Origin of the sequence: Pseudescherichia vulneris NBRC 102420 (assembly GCF_000759795.1) — a bacterium.
In the GTDB taxonomy this organism is placed as follows: domain Bacteria; phylum Pseudomonadota; class Gammaproteobacteria; order Enterobacterales; family Enterobacteriaceae; genus Pseudescherichia; species Pseudescherichia vulneris.
On the sequence record NZ_BBMZ01000014.1, the window covers coordinates 45,939 to 60,316 of the forward strand.

Genomic DNA, 14,378 nt, shown 5'->3' on the forward strand with positions numbered 1-14,378 from the left:
CGAAAAAAGTGCTGCGAGAACCATGAAATTTTTCAACTAAGCGCAGCGTGGGATTTTTTACTATCTATCATTAAAACAACGGGTTGAATTACAGTCCGCGTGACATGACTCAGCGGATAATCAGTATTTCAAATCGATCTCTCAAAAAGCACCTGCTGCGGCCATTCAGGCTGATTGACAATGTTTTTGCCGGTGGCATGATGCGCTCGAAATCAGAACTTCCTCACGGTTTATATCCATGCCTATCTATACCCGCCCGGTGCTACTGCTGCTCTGTGGCCTGTTGTTGTTGACCCTGTCGATCGCGACGCTAAACACGCTCGTGCCGCTTTGGCTCGCCCATGAAAACTTGCCGACATGGCAGGTAGGTATGGTTGGCTCCGCCTTTTTCACCGGTAACCTGGTCGGCACGCTGCTCTGCGGTCGCCTGATCAAACGCTTCGGTTTCAACCGCAGCTACTACATCGCCTCGCTGATTTTTGCTACAGGCTGCGTGGGAATGGGGCTGATGGTGGGCTTCTGGAGCTGGATGGTATGGCGCTTCGTGGCTGGCGTCGGCTGTGCCATGATCTGGGTGGTGGTTGAGAGCGGCCTGATGTGCAGCGGCACCTCGCGCAACCGTGGCCGCCTGCTGGCTGCCTATATGATGATCTACTACGTGGGTACGGTGCTGGGCCAGCTGATGGTCAGCAAGCTGCCAACCGGGCTGATGCAGGTTATGCCGTGGGTTACCGGGCTGATCCTGGCTGCGATCCTGCCGCTGCTCTTCACCCGTATTGTGAACGAGCATAGCGAGCATCAGGAGGCGACGACAATGTGGCCGATGCTGCGCCTGCGTCAGGCGCGTCTGGGCGTTAACGGCTGCGTTATCTCGGGTATTATTCTTGGCTCGCTGTATGGTCTGATGCCGCTGTGGCTGAACCATCATGGGGTGAGCGATGCCGGAATTGGTTTCTGGATGGCGGTGCTGATCAGCGCCGGTATTTTCGGCCAGTGGCCGGTGGGCAAGCTGGCGGATCGCTTTGGCCGCCTGCTGGTGCTGCGCGTGCAGGTGTTTGTGGTGATCGTCGGCTGTCTGGCGATGCTGGGCAACGCCGCGATGGCTCCGGCGCTGTTCGTGCTCGGTGCGGCGGGCTTTACGCTCTACCCGGTAGCCATGGCATGGGCCTGTGAGAAGGTTGAGCCGCATCAGCTGGTGGCGATGAACCAGGCTTTGCTGCTGAGCTACACCGTCGGCAGCCTGCTGGGGCCGACCCTGACCTCAATGCTGATGCAGAACTACTCCGACAACCTGCTCTTTGTGATGATCGCCAGCGTGTCGTTTATTTACCTGATGATGCTGCTGCGCAAAGCGGGCCAGCATCCGACGCCTGTGGCACACGCCTGATATAAAAAAGCCCGGTTCAGACCGGGCTTTTTATTAATACATGACCTTGTGACCGTACTGCTCCAGAATGCCTTTCACGCGATCCATGGTCTCTTTCTTCGGCGGATGGATACCATCAAGCTTGTACTCTTCGCCCATCGCAACCCATTTGTGCTTGCCCAGCTCGTGATAGGGCAGCAGCTCAATCTTCTCAACGTTGCCCATATCGCGGGTAAACTCACCCAGGCGATGCGCAGAGTCGTCGTCGTCTGACCAGCCCGGCACCACCACATAGCGGATCCAGACCTTAATGTTCTTCTTCGACAGATACTGGGCGAACTCCAGCGTACGGTGGTTAGAGACGCCGACCAGATTCTGGTGAATCTCATCATTCATCTGCTTGAGATCGAGCATCACCAGATCGGTAACCTCCAGCAGCTCGTCGATCACCGGATCGTAGCGGCGAACAAAGCCGTTAGTGTCCAGACAGGTGTGAATGCCTTCCTGATGGCAGGCGCGGAACCAGTCGCGCACAAACTCGGCCTGCAGGATAGCCTCGCCGCCGGAGGCCGTTACGCCGCCGCCGGACGCGTTCATAAAGTGGCGATAGGTCACGACCTCTTTCATCAGCTCTTCAACGGTAACCTCTTTGCCGCCGTGGGTATCCCAGGTATCACGGTTGTGGCAGTAGAGGCAGCGCATCAGGCAGCCCTGAAAGAAGGTGATAAAGCGGATCCCCGGGCCATCAACTGTGCCACAGGATTCAAAGGAGTGAATGCGACCGATAACTGACATTGCGAGGTTCTCCGGATATGGCCCGTCCCGGGCCTGTATTTGCACAGCTTTCCGCTATGTTTAAGTCTGTTTTGCCAGCGGCCCGGAGGCAGGACAGTTGGCAAAGCAGGCTCGAAGGAGAGGGCGCGTTTACTAAAAAGGCCCCACGATCGTGGAGCCTTTATTGTACGCTTTTTCAGTCAACCATTACATGGTTTGCGTGAAGGTACGGGTGATAACGTCCTGCTGCTGCTCTTTCGTCAGGGAGTTAAAACGTACCGCGTAACCGGAAACACGGATGGTCAGCTGCGGATATTTTTCCGGGTGCTCCATCGCATCAAGCAGCATTTCACGGTTCATAACGTTCACGTTGAGGTGCTGACCGCCTTCGATGGAAGACTCGTGGTGGAAGTAACCATCCATCAGGCCTGCCAGGTTGGTTTTACGCACTTCATCGTCTTTACCCAGCGCGTTCGGAACGATAGAGAAGGTGTAAGAGATACCATCTTTAGCGTAGGCGAACGGCAGTTTAGCCACGGATGTCAGAGAGGCAACGGCACCTTTCTGATCGCGACCGTGCATCGGGTTAGCACCTGGGCCAAACGGCGCGCCAGCACGACGACCGTCCGGGGTGTTACCGGTTTTCTTACCATACACGACGTTAGAAGTGATGGTCAGAACGGACTGGGTCGGGATAGCGTTGCGATAGGTAGTCAGTTTCTGAATTTTCTTCATGAAACGTTCAACCAGGTCAACCGCCAGGTCATCAACACGTGAATCGTTGTTACCAAACTGCGGGTATTCACCTTCGATTTCAAAGTCAGTCGCCAGACCGTCTTCATCACGAATCGGTTTTACTTTCGCATATTTGATAGCGGACAGGGAGTCAGCCGCAACGGACAGGCCAGCGATACCACAGGCCATGGTGCGGATAACGTCACGGTCGTGCAGCGCCATCAGGGAAGCTTCGTAGCTGTACTTGTCGTGCATGTAGTGGATGATGTTCAGGGCAGTCACGTACTGCTTAGCCAGCCAGTCCATGAAGTGATCCATACGCTCCATGACTTCGTCAAAGTTCAGAACATCGCCTTTGATCGGTTCAGATTTCGGACCCACCTGCATTTTCAGTTTTTCATCAACGCCGCCGTTGATAGCGTACAGCATGGTTTTCGCCAGGTTAGCACGCGCGCCGAAGAACTGCATTTGCTTACCAACAACCATCGGGCTTACGCAGCAAGCGATAGCGTAGTCGTCGTTGTTGAAGTCAGGACGCATCAGGTCATCGTTTTCATACTGCAGGGAAGAGGTGTCGATAGAGACCTTCGCTGCGTATTTTTTGAAGCCCAGCGGCAGTTTTTCAGACCACAGTACGGTGATGTTCGGCTCCGGAGACGGCCCCATGGTGTACAGGGTGTTCAGGAAGCGGAAGCTGTTTTTAGTAACCAGGGTACGGCCATCAACGCCCATACCGGCGATGGATTCGGTTGCCCAGATCGGGTCACCGGAGAACAGCTCATCATACTCAGGGGTACGCAGGAAGCGAACCATACGCAGTTTCATGACCAGGTGGTCAATCATCTCCTGCGCGTCCTGCTCGGTGATTTTACCGGCTTTCAGGTCGCGTTCGATGTAAACGTCAAGGAAGGTAGAGACACGGCCAAAGGACATGGCTGCACCGTTCTGGGATTTCACCGCGGCCAGGTAGCCGAAGTAGGTCCACTGAACCGCTTCCTGAGCAGTGGTTGCCGGACCGGAGATATCGCAGCCATATTTCGCTGCCATCTCTTTGATCTGGCCCAGTGCGCGATACTGTTCGGAGATCTCTTCACGCAGACGGATGGTCGCTTCCAGATCTTCGCCGTTTTCCAGTTTATCTTGCAGAGAGAGGAACTGAGCGTATTTGTCTTTCATCAGGAAGTCGATACCGTACAGCGCAACGCGACGGTAGTCACCGATGATACGGCCACGGCCGTAGGCGTCCGGCAGACCGGTCAGCACGCCAGATTTACGGCAGTTCAGGATGTCTTTGGTGTAAACATCAAATACGCCCTGGTTGTGGGTCTTGCGGTATTCAGTGAAGATCTTTTTCAGCATCGGGTCCAGCTCGCGGTTGTACGCTTTGCAGGAACCTTCAACCATTTTGATACCACCGAACGGGATAATCGCACGTTTCAGCGGCGCTTCAGTTTGCAGACCAACGATTTTCTCCAGCGCCTTGTTGATGTAGCCAGCGTCGTGAGAGGTGATGGTGGACGCAACAGAGGTGTCGAAGTCAACTGGCGCATGGGTGCGGTTCTCCAGTTTGACGCCTTCCATTACTTTGTCCCACAGCGTGGTGGTAGCTTCAGTGGCACCGGCCAGGAAAGATTCGTCGCCCTCGTAAGGAGCGTAGTTTTTCTGGATAAAGTCACGGACGTTGACCGCTTTCTGCCAGTCACCTTCAACGAAACCTTCCCATGCTGTGGCTAACTTTTCATTAAGCTCGGACATGTAACACCTACCTTCTTAAGTGGATTTTTTATTTACTGCCTGGAACAGCCATCAATGATGGTTATCGCCACGCAGGTAAATGACCCAGTATGTCAACCCAACCAGTAAACCCCCACCGATAATGTTCCCAATCGTTACGGGGATCAGATTATCAGTGATGAAGTTCATCACGGTCAGATGAGAAAAATTGGCTGGAGACGAACCGACCGCGGTCCAGAACTCCGGCGTAGCAAAATCACGAATTACGATACCCAGCGGGATCAGGAACATGTTTGCGATGCTGTGCTCAAAGCCGCTGGCAACAAACATGGCAACCGGCAGGACCATAATCATGGCTTTGTCCATCAGGCTGCGGCCTGAGTAGCTCATCCATACGGCCAGACAGACCATCAGGTTTGCCAGGATGCCGAGTGCGACGGCTTCAATAAAAGTATGGTGCATTTTGTGGTCAGCGGTTTGCAGGACGTTGAGTCCCCAGCCGCCGTTGGCGGTCATGTACTCACCGGAAAGCCACATCAGCAGCACAAAGAGCAGACAGCCAACCAGGTTGCCAACGTAAACGTTGATCCAGTTGCGTGCCAGTTGGCCCCAGGTGATTTTGCCGCTGGCCTTTGCCACCACGATAAGTACCGTCGAGGTAAAGAGATCCGCGCCGCAGATAACGCACAAAATCAGGCCCAGTGAGAAGCAGATCCCGCCAATCAGTTTAGCAACACCGTACGGCATCGCGGCGGTGCCGGTGGTGGAGGTAATATAGAAAACAAAGGCGATGGAGATGAACACCCCGGCGGTAATCGCCAGGAAGAACGTCGTCATCGGACGCTTTGTGGCTTTATAGACACCCGCCTCTTCGGCAACTTTTGCCATCGCAGGGGGAAGTATCAAATCAAAAGGGTTGTCAGCTTTCACACTAACTCTCTCTTCATTAAGTTGGCAATGAGATACTAACAAAGCATTATAGGAGAGAACTTGATATGGATCATATCTCGTCCGTGTTATAGGCCTTTAGAGTCTAAGGTTTTAGCTGTTTTTATTGGTAACTTATTGATTTTGAATTAATAAATAAAGTTTAAAAATTATAAAATGTTTTGAATATTTTTTTGGCCTCACCGCAGGCGCGTTAATTACAATGGAGTAATTCTGCCAAAAAGTAACAATATGCCTGAGTATCAATAAAGAATATTACTTATGAGTAACCTAATTATTACATTTATAATTCTTTGCAAAAATAGATAAAAAACGGGGCAATCAAATTGCCCCGTAATATAGCCTGGCTGTCGCAATACGCCTACAGCTTATAGTGTTATTTACGCTTCTTTTGGCCAGAAAGCCTGTTTGGCCCGCTGCAGCTTCTCGTAGGCTGCCAGCAGGGAGCGGTGAGCCGGGAACGCCTCCAGCGTACCGTCTGCCGCCTGTAGGCCATAGAACGGCGCTTCGCCGCTCATCGCTGCACTGGCGGCCTCTACCGCATCCGCGCCGTACATGCGGACAAAGGCGTTGAGATACTGCAGCGGCTGGCGCTCTTCTTCCTGCGCCAGCAGCAGCAGAGTCTGCAGGCAGCGGTAGTAGTTCGCCCGCGCCGGGGTAAAGACGGAGGCGTTGAACTCCATCGTCCATTCGGTCCAGATCAGGGCCTGCTCAAGATCGCCACCGGCCAGCGCCAGCATCGCCTTCAGCTCGCCAATGCGCAGGGTGTACCAGCCGTTGTCTTTCCCGGTGGCAATGCCTAACAGCTCACGTACGCGGGTAAAGTCATCGTGGCCCTCTTCGTCCAGCTGGGCGATCAGGTCGAGGTACGCCTCTTTCTCCCACTCGCTGCCCGGCAGAGCAAGGATAGTTTCGCGCAGGTGGCTCCCCATGCTGTTGTTCGCCAGCCAGAGATCCTCTGCCGGATAGATGTCGGACATGCCCGGCACGATAATACGGCAGGCGTAGACGCTCAGATGCTCGTAGTCGGCGATGTAGACCTCTTTATCCTCGGCACGGAAGATGGCCATCAGGGTCGCAAACTCCTCTTCGGTGGTGCCGGAGAAGCTCCAGTCCACGAACGGATAGTCGGCGTCCTGCTTGAACATATCCCAGGAGATCAGGCCGCTGGAGTCGATAAAGTGGGTCTCCAGGTTGGCATGCTCGGCGACCTCTTCATCATCGAAGGTCGGCGGGGTGAAGACGTCGAGATCCTTCAGGCCACGGCCCTGCAGCAGCTCTGTCACGGTACGCTCCAGCGCTACGCCAAAGTCCGGGTGCGCGCCGAAGGAGGCGAAACAGGTGCCGTTAGCGGGGTTAAACAGCACGACGCAGATCACCGGGTATTTGCCGCCCAGCGAGGCGTCGTAGGCAAAGATCGGGAAGCCTTCTGCTTCCAGAGTGGCAATAGACTCTACCACGCCCGGATAGCGGGCCAGCACCTCTTGCGGGATCTCCGGCAGGCTGATGCTTTCCGCGATAATGCGGTTCTTGATGTGGCGCTCAAACACTTCCGACAGACCCTGCACGCGGGCTTCGTTGCGGGTGTTACCGGCGGACATGCCGTTGGAGACGTACAGGTTGCCGACGATATTCATCGGGATGTAGACCGTCTGCTGGTCTGACTGACGGGTAAACGGCAGACCACAGATGCCGCGTTCATCGTTGCCTGACTGCAGGTCAATCAGCATGCCGGCGGCCAGCTCGCCTTCCGGATCGTAGAATGCGCGCAGGCGGGCGTCGAGAATACCTTCCGGCAGCGAGTCGTCTTCCGGCAGCGGGAACCACTTCTCGTTCGGATAGTGAACAAACGGGCCGTTAGCGATCTCATCGCCCAGCCAGAAGTCGGCAAAGAAGTAGTTGGTAGAGAGACGCTCGAAGTACTCGCCAAGGGCAGAGGCCAGCGCGGCTTTTTTGGTTGCGCCTTTACCGTTGGTAAAGCAGAGGGCGCAGGCTTTATCGCGGATATGCACGGACCAGACGTTAGGCACCGGGTTCAGCCAGGAGGCCTCTTCGATATCGAAGCCAAGGTCGAGCAGTTTCTGCTGGAAGCGGGCGATGGAGTCTTCCAGAGCGGCATCTTTGCCGGGGATAAATGTTTGCGTCATGAGCGTCACTTTATTCGTACGGAAAGCGCGCAATGATACGGGTTTTAGGTGAACGGCGCTATCTTCCTGCGCCGGAGGACGAAAATAAAAGCGCGAGCTATGCTTGTAGAAACTAACGTCCTGTTTAGGCAAAAGAAAATGAAAGCATTCGATTTGCATCGCATGATGCTGGACAAGGCGCCGCTCGACTTCCTGGGAGAAGTTGCGCTGCGAAGTCTCTACACCTTTATCCTCGTTTTTCTGTTCCTGAAGATCGCCGGGCGGCGCGGCGTGCGGCAGATGTCGCTCTTCGAGGTGCTGATCATTCTAACCCTCGGCTCGGCGGCGGGGGACGTTGCCTTCTATGACGACGTACCGATGCTGCCGGTGCTGGTAGTGTTTGTCTCGCTGGCGCTGTTCTACCGGCTGGTGATGTGGCTGATGGCCCACAGTGAACGGCTTGAGGATCTGCTGGAAGGCAAGCCAATTATCATTGTAGAGGAGGGCGAGCTGGCGTGGGACAAGCTGAGAGCGGCCAACCTAACCGAGGTCGAGTTCTATATGGAGCTGCGGGTCAGCGGCGTGGAGCAGCTGGGGCAGATTCGGCTGGCCATCATGGAAACCAACGGGCAGATCAGTACCTACTACTATCGCGATGAGGACGTGCGCCCTGGGCTGTCGCTGCTGCCGGCGGGACTTGTGCCGCGCTTTATCGTCGCGCCAGAGACCGGCGACTACGCCTGCGTAAAATGCAGCGAGGTGATTGCGATGCAGGCAGGAGAAAAACAACCCTGTCCGCGCTGCAAAAATCCAGAATGGACGAAGGCCAGCCGGGCGATTCGCATCACCTGACAGGGTTTTTCGCCACCGCCGCAGAACAGCACAAAATATTCTGCTATGTGACTGAGCGCACATTTCTTCCCGCTGTCGGAATACCCGTTGCGGCGGGTGACGCGCAATGGTACAACCGATGTCACAGGAATAACTTATTGCTTTCAGCGTGGTGAGAGGAAATGACACAGGTCTTTAATTTTAGTTCTGGTCCGGCGATGTTGCCGACAGAGGTGCTTAAACAGGCTCAGCAGGAGCTCTGCGATTGGCAGGGTCTTGGCACGTCGGTCATGGAGATTAGCCACCGCGGTAAGCCATTTATCCAGTGCGCAGAAGAGGCGGAGCAGGATTTTCGCGATCTGTTAAGCATCCCTGAGAACTATAAGGTTCTGTTCTGTCACGGTGGCGGTCGCGGCCAGTTTGCGGGCATTCCATTGAACCTGCTGGGGGATAAAACCACGGCGGATTACGTTGATGCCGGTTACTGGGCCGCCAGCGCGGTAAAAGAGGCGCATAAATACTGTACGCCGAACGTGATTGATGCCAAAACCACCGTCGACGGACTGCGCGCGGTGAAGCCGATGCGTGACTGGCAGCTCTCTAACGATGCCGCCTACCTGCACTACTGCCCGAACGAGACCATCGACGGCATCGCCATTCACGAAGAGCCTGAGTTTGGCGATAACGTTGTCGTTACGGCGGATCTCTCGTCGACGATCCTGTCTGCGCCGCTTGACGTCAGCCGCTACGGCGTGATCTACGCCGGGGCGCAGAAAAACATCGGCCCGGCAGGCCTGACGCTGGTGATCGTGCGCGACGATCTGTTGGGTAAAGCCCATAAATCCTGCCCGTCGATTCTGGATTACAGCGTGCTGAACGACAACGACTCTATGTTCAACACCCCGCCGACCTTCGCCTGGTATCTCTCTGGCCTGGTGTTCAAGTGGCTGAAGCAAAACGGCGGCGTCACGGCGATGAATGCCATCAACCAGCAGAAATCCGAACTGCTGTACGGCGTTATTGACGGCAGCGACTTCTACCGTAACGACGTGGCGGTCGCGAACCGCTCGCGCATGAACGTGCCGTTCCAGCTGGCGGACAGCAAACTCGACAGCCTCTTCCTGGAGGAGTCCTTTGCCGCCGGTCTGCATGCCCTGAAAGGCCACCGCGTCGTTGGCGGAATGCGTGCCTCCATCTATAACGCCATGCCGCTGGCGGGCGTCAAAGCCCTGACCGATTTCATGGTCGACTTCGAACGTCGCCACGGTTAATTGCGCTTTTTTTCACCCCCGCACGCCTGCTGCGGGGTTTTTATTATGTTGAGTTGAGAGTTGAGTTTCATGGAATCCCTGACGTTACAACCTATTGCGCGCGTAGACGGCAACATTAATCTGCCTGGTTCTAAGAGTGTCTCGAACCGCGCTCTGCTGCTGGCTGCGCTGGCAAACGGCACCACCGTCCTCACTAACCTGCTAGACAGCGATGACGTGCGCCATATGCTCAATGCGCTGAAAGCGTTAGGCGTTCATTACACGCTCTCTGACGATCGTACCTGCTGTGAAGTGACCGGCAACGGCGGCGCGTTACGCTCTGCAGAAGATGTTGAATTGTTCCTCGGCAATGCCGGTACCGCGATGCGTCCGCTAGCGGCAGCGCTGTGTCTCGGCAGCAGCAACGTTGTGCTGACCGGCGAACCGCGCATGAAAGAGCGTCCGATTGGCCATCTGGTGGATGCGTTGCGTCAGGGCGGCGCCCAGATCGACTATCTTGAGCAAGAGAACTACCCCCCGCTGCGCCTGCGCGGCGGCTTTACCGGCGGCCAGGTCGCGGTAGACGGCAGCGTCTCCAGCCAGTTCCTTACCGCGCTGCTGATGACCGCGCCGCTGGCGTCCCAGGACACGGAGATCGTCATCAAGGGCGATCTGGTTTCAAAACCCTATATCGACATCACGCTGCATCTGATGAAGACCTTTGGCGTCGAGGTAGAGAACCAGCATTACCAGCGCTTTGTGGTGCGCGGCGGGCAGCAGTACCGCTCTCCGGGTCACTATCTGGTGGAAGGTGATGCGTCATCCGCCTCCTATTTCCTCGCGGCGGCGGCCATTAAAGGCGGCACGGTGAAGGTAACTGGCATCGGGCGCAACAGCGTGCAGGGCGATATTCGCTTTGCCGACGTGCTGGAGAAGATGGGCGCGACCGTGACCTGGGGCGAGGATTACATCGCCTGTACCCGCGGTGAGCTGAAAGCGATTGATATGGATATGAACCATATTCCGGATGCGGCAATGACCATTGCTACCGCCGCGCTGTTTGCCAGCGGGACGACCACGTTGCGCAACATCTATAATTGGCGGGTGAAAGAGACCGATCGCCTGTTTGCGATGGCGACCGAGCTGCGTAAGGTGGGGGCGGAAGTAGAAGAGGGCGAGGATTATATCCGCGTCACGCCGCCTGCGGCGTTGCAGGAGGCGTCCATTGCCACCTATAACGATCACCGGATGGCGATGTGCTTCTCGCTGGTGGCCCTGTCGACGACGCCGGTGACGATCCTCGACCCGAAGTGTACTGCGAAAACCTTCCCGGACTATTTCGACCAGCTGGCGCGGATTAGCACCTTTGCATGATTATCTCTGCCGCATCCTCCGATGCGGCATTTCCTTACGCTTTCTCACACTCATTCCTGCCCATTTCTTCTACACTCTCTCTCATTAATTCCGTAATTTACACGCAAAGATAACAGTTGCGTACGTTGGCGCGTATAATGCGCGGCGTTTACGTTCATGGTAAGCCTTTAATAAGGAGCAAAAGATGGCGGCAACTGCCCCGGTAATCACCATTGATGGGCCAAGCGGTGCGGGCAAAGGGACTCTGTGCCAGGCGATGGCTGAAGCGCTGCAGTGGCATCTTCTCGACTCGGGTGCGATCTATCGCGTGCTGGCGCTGGCTGCGCTGCATCATCACGTTGACGTTACCTCGGAAGAGGTGCTGGTCCCGCTGGCTGCACATCTCGACGTACGCTTTGTGTCCACTAACGGCCAGCTAGAGGTGATCCTTGAGGGCGAAGACGTGAGCGGTGAAATCCGCACCCAGGAGGTGGCGAATGCGGCCTCCCAGGTGGCCGCGTTTCCTCGTGTGCGCGAGGCGCTGCTGCGTCGCCAGCGTGGCTTCCGCGAGCTGCCCGGCCTGATTGCCGACGGCCGCGACATGGGTACGGTGGTATTCCCCGACGCGCCGGTGAAGATTTTCCTCGATGCCTCCTCGGAAGAGCGCGCACACCGCCGCATGCTGCAGTTGCAGGAGAAGGGCTTTAGTGTTAACTTTGAACGCCTTTTGGCCGAGATCAAAGAACGCGACGATCGCGATCGTAATCGCCCCGTAGCGCCGCTGGTCCCCGCTGCCGATGCATTAGTGCTGGATTCGACCAGTTTAAGCATTGAGCAAGTGATTGAAAAAGCGTTACAATACGCGCGCCAAAAGTTGGCTCTCGCTTAAAGCGACCGAATTTGTAGTAGTAAGATTATATAGTAGCAAGTTTATGTAGTACCCCCGCTGCAACGGAGTGACAGCGGGTATGTGAAACAACCCCATCCGGCATGGAGCCAGGTGGACGTTATATTAACCTGAAGATTAAACATGACTGAATCTTTTGCTCAACTCTTTGAAGAATCCTTAAAAACAATCGAAACCCGTCCGGGTTCCATCGTTCGTGGTGTTGTTGTTGCTATTGACAAAGATATCGTACTGGTTGACGCCGGTCTGAAATCTGAGTCTGCCATTCCGGCAGAGCAGTTCAAAAACGCCCAGGGCGAGCTGGAAATCCAGGTAGGTGACGAAGTTGACGTTGCACTGGATGCAGTAGAAGACGGCTTCGGTGAAACTCTGCTGTCCCGTGAGAAAGCTAAGCGTCACGAAGCTTGGATCACGCTGGAAAAAGCTTACGAAGACGCTGAGACTGTAGTTGGTGTTATCAACGGCAAAGTTAAAGGTGGCTTCACTGTTGAGCTGAACGGTATTCGTGCGTTCCTGCCAGGTTCTCTGGTAGACGTGCGTCCGGTACGCGATACGCTGCACCTGGAAGGCAAAGAGCTTGAGTTCAAAGTGATCAAGCTTGACCAGAAACGCAACAACGTTGTTGTTTCCCGTCGTGCGGTTATCGAGTCTGAAAACAGCGCAGAGCGCGATCAGCTGCTGGAAAACCTGCAGGAAGGCATGGAAGTTAAAGGTATCGTTAAGAACCTCACTGACTACGGTGCATTCGTTGATCTGGGCGGCGTTGACGGCCTGCTGCACATCACTGATATGGCATGGAAACGCGTTAAGCACCCAAGCGAAATCGTGAACGTTGGCGACGAAATCACTGTTAAAGTGCTGAAGTTCGACCGCGAGCGTACCCGTGTATCCCTCGGCCTGAAACAGCTGGGCGAAGATCCGTGGGTTGCTATCGCTAAACGTTACCCGGAAGGCACCAAGCTGACCGGTCGCGTAACCAACCTGACCGACTACGGCTGCTTCGTTGAAATCGAAGAAGGCGTTGAAGGCCTGGTGCACGTTTCCGAAATGGACTGGACCAACAAAAACATCCACCCGTCTAAAGTTGTTAACGTTGGCGACGTAGTGGAAGTGATGGTTCTGGATATCGACGAAGAACGTCGTCGTATCTCCCTGGGCCTGAAACAGTGCAAAAACAACCCATGGCAGCAGTTCGCGGAAACCCACAACAAGGGCGACCGTGTTGAAGGTAAAATCAAGTCTATCACTGACTTCGGTATCTTCATCGGCCTGGACGGCGGCATCGACGGCCTGGTTCACCTGTCTGACATCTCCTGGAACGTTACAGGCGAAGAAGCAGTTCGTGAATACAAAAAAGGCGACGAAATCGCTGCGGTTGTTCTGCAGGTTGACGCAGAGCGCGAGCGTATCTCCCTGGGCGTTAAGCAGCTGGCAGAAGATCCGTTCAACAACTACGTTGCCCTGAACAAGAAAGGCGCAATCGTAACCGGTAAAGTGACTGCAGTTGACGCGAAAGGCGCAACCGTAGAGCTGGCTGACGGTGTTGAAGGCTACCTGCGCGCTTCTGAAGCTTCCCGTGACCGCGTTGAAGACGCAACTCTGGTTCTGAGCGTTGGCGACGAAGTTGAAGCTAAGTTCACCGGTGTTGATCGTAAGAACCGCGCCATCAGCCTGTCTGTTCGTGCTAAAGACGAAGCTGACGAGAAAGATGCAATCGCTACTGTTAACAACAAACAGGAAGAAGGCAACTTCTCTAACGCTATGGCTGAAGCGTTCAAAGCAGCGAAAGGCGAATAAGTTACCCTCGGGTAGCTTGACAGATTACAAGATTAGTCCTGTAATCAATAACAAAGGGCGGCTACGGCCGCCCTTGTCTAATCTGCTGTTAGTGAATATTCCTGATTAAGGAAACCGGAGGAATCATGACCAAGTCAGAATTGATCGAAAGACTTGCAAGCCAACAATCTCACATTCCGGCCAAGTCTGTAGAAGACGCCGTGAAAGAGATGCTGGAGCATATGGCCTCGACCCTGGCCCAGGGCGAGCGCATTGAGATCCGCGGTTTCGGCAGTTTCTCTCTGCACTATCGGGCACCACGCACCGGGCGTAACCCAAAAACAGGCGATAAAGTGGATCTGGAAGGCAAATATGTCCCACACTTTAAGCCGGGTAAAGAGCTGCGCGACCGCGCCAACATTTACGAAGAGTAGGTTTTACGCCGCACTGGCGAAAACGTACTTCTCTGAAGAGAGCACCTGCGGGTGCTTTTTTCATTTCTGTCGTCCACGATTTTTCAATCCCTTCTGAAGCTGCCTCGTAAAACCGAAAAGCCATAGCCGACAGCGTTGCCCGAT

General features: G+C 55.0%; 11 protein-coding genes. 7 read left to right on the forward strand and 4 right to left on the reverse strand.

Features of this window, described 5'->3' with window-relative positions; all coding sequences use genetic code 11:
• Window positions 1–238: 238 nt before the first annotated feature.
• On the forward strand, window positions 239–1,387 hold the full coding sequence (locus tag EV102420_RS13030; RefSeq protein WP_042392410.1) for an MFS transporter: 1,149 nt from the start codon (window positions 239–241) through the stop codon (window positions 1,385–1,387).
• 33 nt (window positions 1,388–1,420) lie between these two features.
• Here the strand turns inward: EV102420_RS13030 and pflA are convergent, their stop codons facing one another.
• The 4 genes from pflA to ycaO all read right to left on the reverse strand — a co-directional run bounded on the left by pflA (window position 1,421) and on the right by ycaO (window position 7,704).
• A complete protein-coding gene (pflA, locus tag EV102420_RS13035; RefSeq protein WP_042392413.1) occupies window positions 1,421–2,161 on the reverse strand; it encodes a pyruvate formate lyase 1-activating protein in 741 nt (246 codons plus the stop codon).
• A 186-nt stretch (window positions 2,162–2,347) separates the two neighbouring features.
• Entirely contained in the window at window positions 2,348–4,630 is a 2,283-nt protein-coding gene (gene pflB / locus EV102420_RS13040; protein WP_042392415.1) for a formate C-acetyltransferase, read from the reverse strand.
• A gap of 51 nt (window positions 4,631–4,681) precedes the next feature.
• On the reverse strand, window positions 4,682–5,539 hold the full coding sequence (gene focA, locus EV102420_RS13045; RefSeq protein ID WP_042392417.1) for a formate transporter FocA: 858 nt from the start codon (window positions 5,537–5,539) through the stop codon (window positions 4,682–4,684).
• A 398-nt stretch (window positions 5,540–5,937) separates the two neighbouring features.
• Window positions 5,938–7,704, reverse strand: a complete 1,767-nt coding sequence (ycaO, locus tag EV102420_RS13050; RefSeq protein ID WP_042392625.1) for a 30S ribosomal protein S12 methylthiotransferase accessory factor YcaO — start codon at window positions 7,702–7,704, stop codon at window positions 5,938–5,940.
• A gap of 138 nt (window positions 7,705–7,842) precedes the next feature.
• Between ycaO and EV102420_RS13055 the strand changes: the two genes are divergently transcribed.
• From EV102420_RS13055 to ihfB, 6 genes are all read left to right on the forward strand, one after another.
• Complete coding sequence (locus tag EV102420_RS13055; protein WP_042392419.1) at window positions 7,843–8,535, forward strand: DUF421 domain-containing protein; 693 nt, start codon at window positions 7,843–7,845, stop codon at window positions 8,533–8,535.
• Between the two features lie 161 nt (window positions 8,536–8,696).
• The gene (gene serC, locus EV102420_RS13060) at window positions 8,697–9,785 is read left to right on the forward strand and encodes a 3-phosphoserine/phosphohydroxythreonine transaminase (RefSeq protein ID WP_042392421.1); all 1,089 of its coding nucleotides are present in this window, start codon (window positions 8,697–8,699) and stop codon (window positions 9,783–9,785) included.
• Window positions 9,786–9,854: 69 nt separating this feature from the next.
• A complete protein-coding gene (aroA, locus tag EV102420_RS13065; RefSeq protein ID WP_042392423.1) occupies window positions 9,855–11,138 on the forward strand; it encodes a 3-phosphoshikimate 1-carboxyvinyltransferase in 1,284 nt (427 codons plus the stop codon).
• Window positions 11,139–11,322: 184 nt separating this feature from the next.
• On the forward strand, window positions 11,323–12,006 hold the full coding sequence (cmk, locus tag EV102420_RS13070; protein ID WP_042392424.1) for a (d)CMP kinase: 684 nt from the start codon (window positions 11,323–11,325) through the stop codon (window positions 12,004–12,006).
• Window positions 12,007–12,147: 141 nt separating this feature from the next.
• Window positions 12,148–13,821, forward strand: a complete 1,674-nt coding sequence (rpsA, locus tag EV102420_RS13075; RefSeq protein ID WP_042392425.1) for a 30S ribosomal protein S1 — start codon at window positions 12,148–12,150, stop codon at window positions 13,819–13,821.
• A gap of 125 nt (window positions 13,822–13,946) precedes the next feature.
• On the forward strand, window positions 13,947–14,234 hold the full coding sequence (gene ihfB / locus EV102420_RS13080) for an integration host factor subunit beta (RefSeq protein WP_042392427.1): 288 nt from the start codon (window positions 13,947–13,949) through the stop codon (window positions 14,232–14,234).
• The last annotated feature ends 144 nt before the right edge of the window (window positions 14,235–14,378 follow it).

What these genes read in the sequence shown, in the direction of transcription:
- EV102420_RS13030 (WP_042392410.1), top strand. Translation starts at nt 239, where the DNA reads ATGCCTATCTATACCCGCCCGGTGCTACTGCTGCTCTGTGGCCTGTTG.
- pflA (WP_042392413.1), bottom strand. Translation starts at nt 2,161, where the DNA reads ATGTCAGTTATCGGTCGCATTCACTCCTTTGAATCCTGTGGCACAGTT.
- pflB (WP_042392415.1), bottom strand. Translation starts at nt 4,630, where the DNA reads ATGTCCGAGCTTAATGAAAAGTTAGCCACAGCATGGGAAGGTTTCGTT.
- ycaO (WP_042392625.1), bottom strand. Translation starts at nt 7,704, where the DNA reads ATGACGCAAACATTTATCCCCGGCAAAGATGCCGCTCTGGAAGACTCC.
- EV102420_RS13055 (WP_042392419.1), top strand. Translation starts at nt 7,843, where the DNA reads ATGAAAGCATTCGATTTGCATCGCATGATGCTGGACAAGGCGCCGCTC.
- serC (WP_042392421.1), top strand. Translation starts at nt 8,697, where the DNA reads ATGACACAGGTCTTTAATTTTAGTTCTGGTCCGGCGATGTTGCCGACA.
- aroA (WP_042392423.1), top strand. Translation starts at nt 9,855, where the DNA reads ATGGAATCCCTGACGTTACAACCTATTGCGCGCGTAGACGGCAACATT.
- cmk (WP_042392424.1), top strand. Translation starts at nt 11,323, where the DNA reads ATGGCGGCAACTGCCCCGGTAATCACCATTGATGGGCCAAGCGGTGCG.
- rpsA (WP_042392425.1), top strand. Translation starts at nt 12,148, where the DNA reads ATGACTGAATCTTTTGCTCAACTCTTTGAAGAATCCTTAAAAACAATC.
- ihfB (WP_042392427.1), top strand. Translation starts at nt 13,947, where the DNA reads ATGACCAAGTCAGAATTGATCGAAAGACTTGCAAGCCAACAATCTCAC.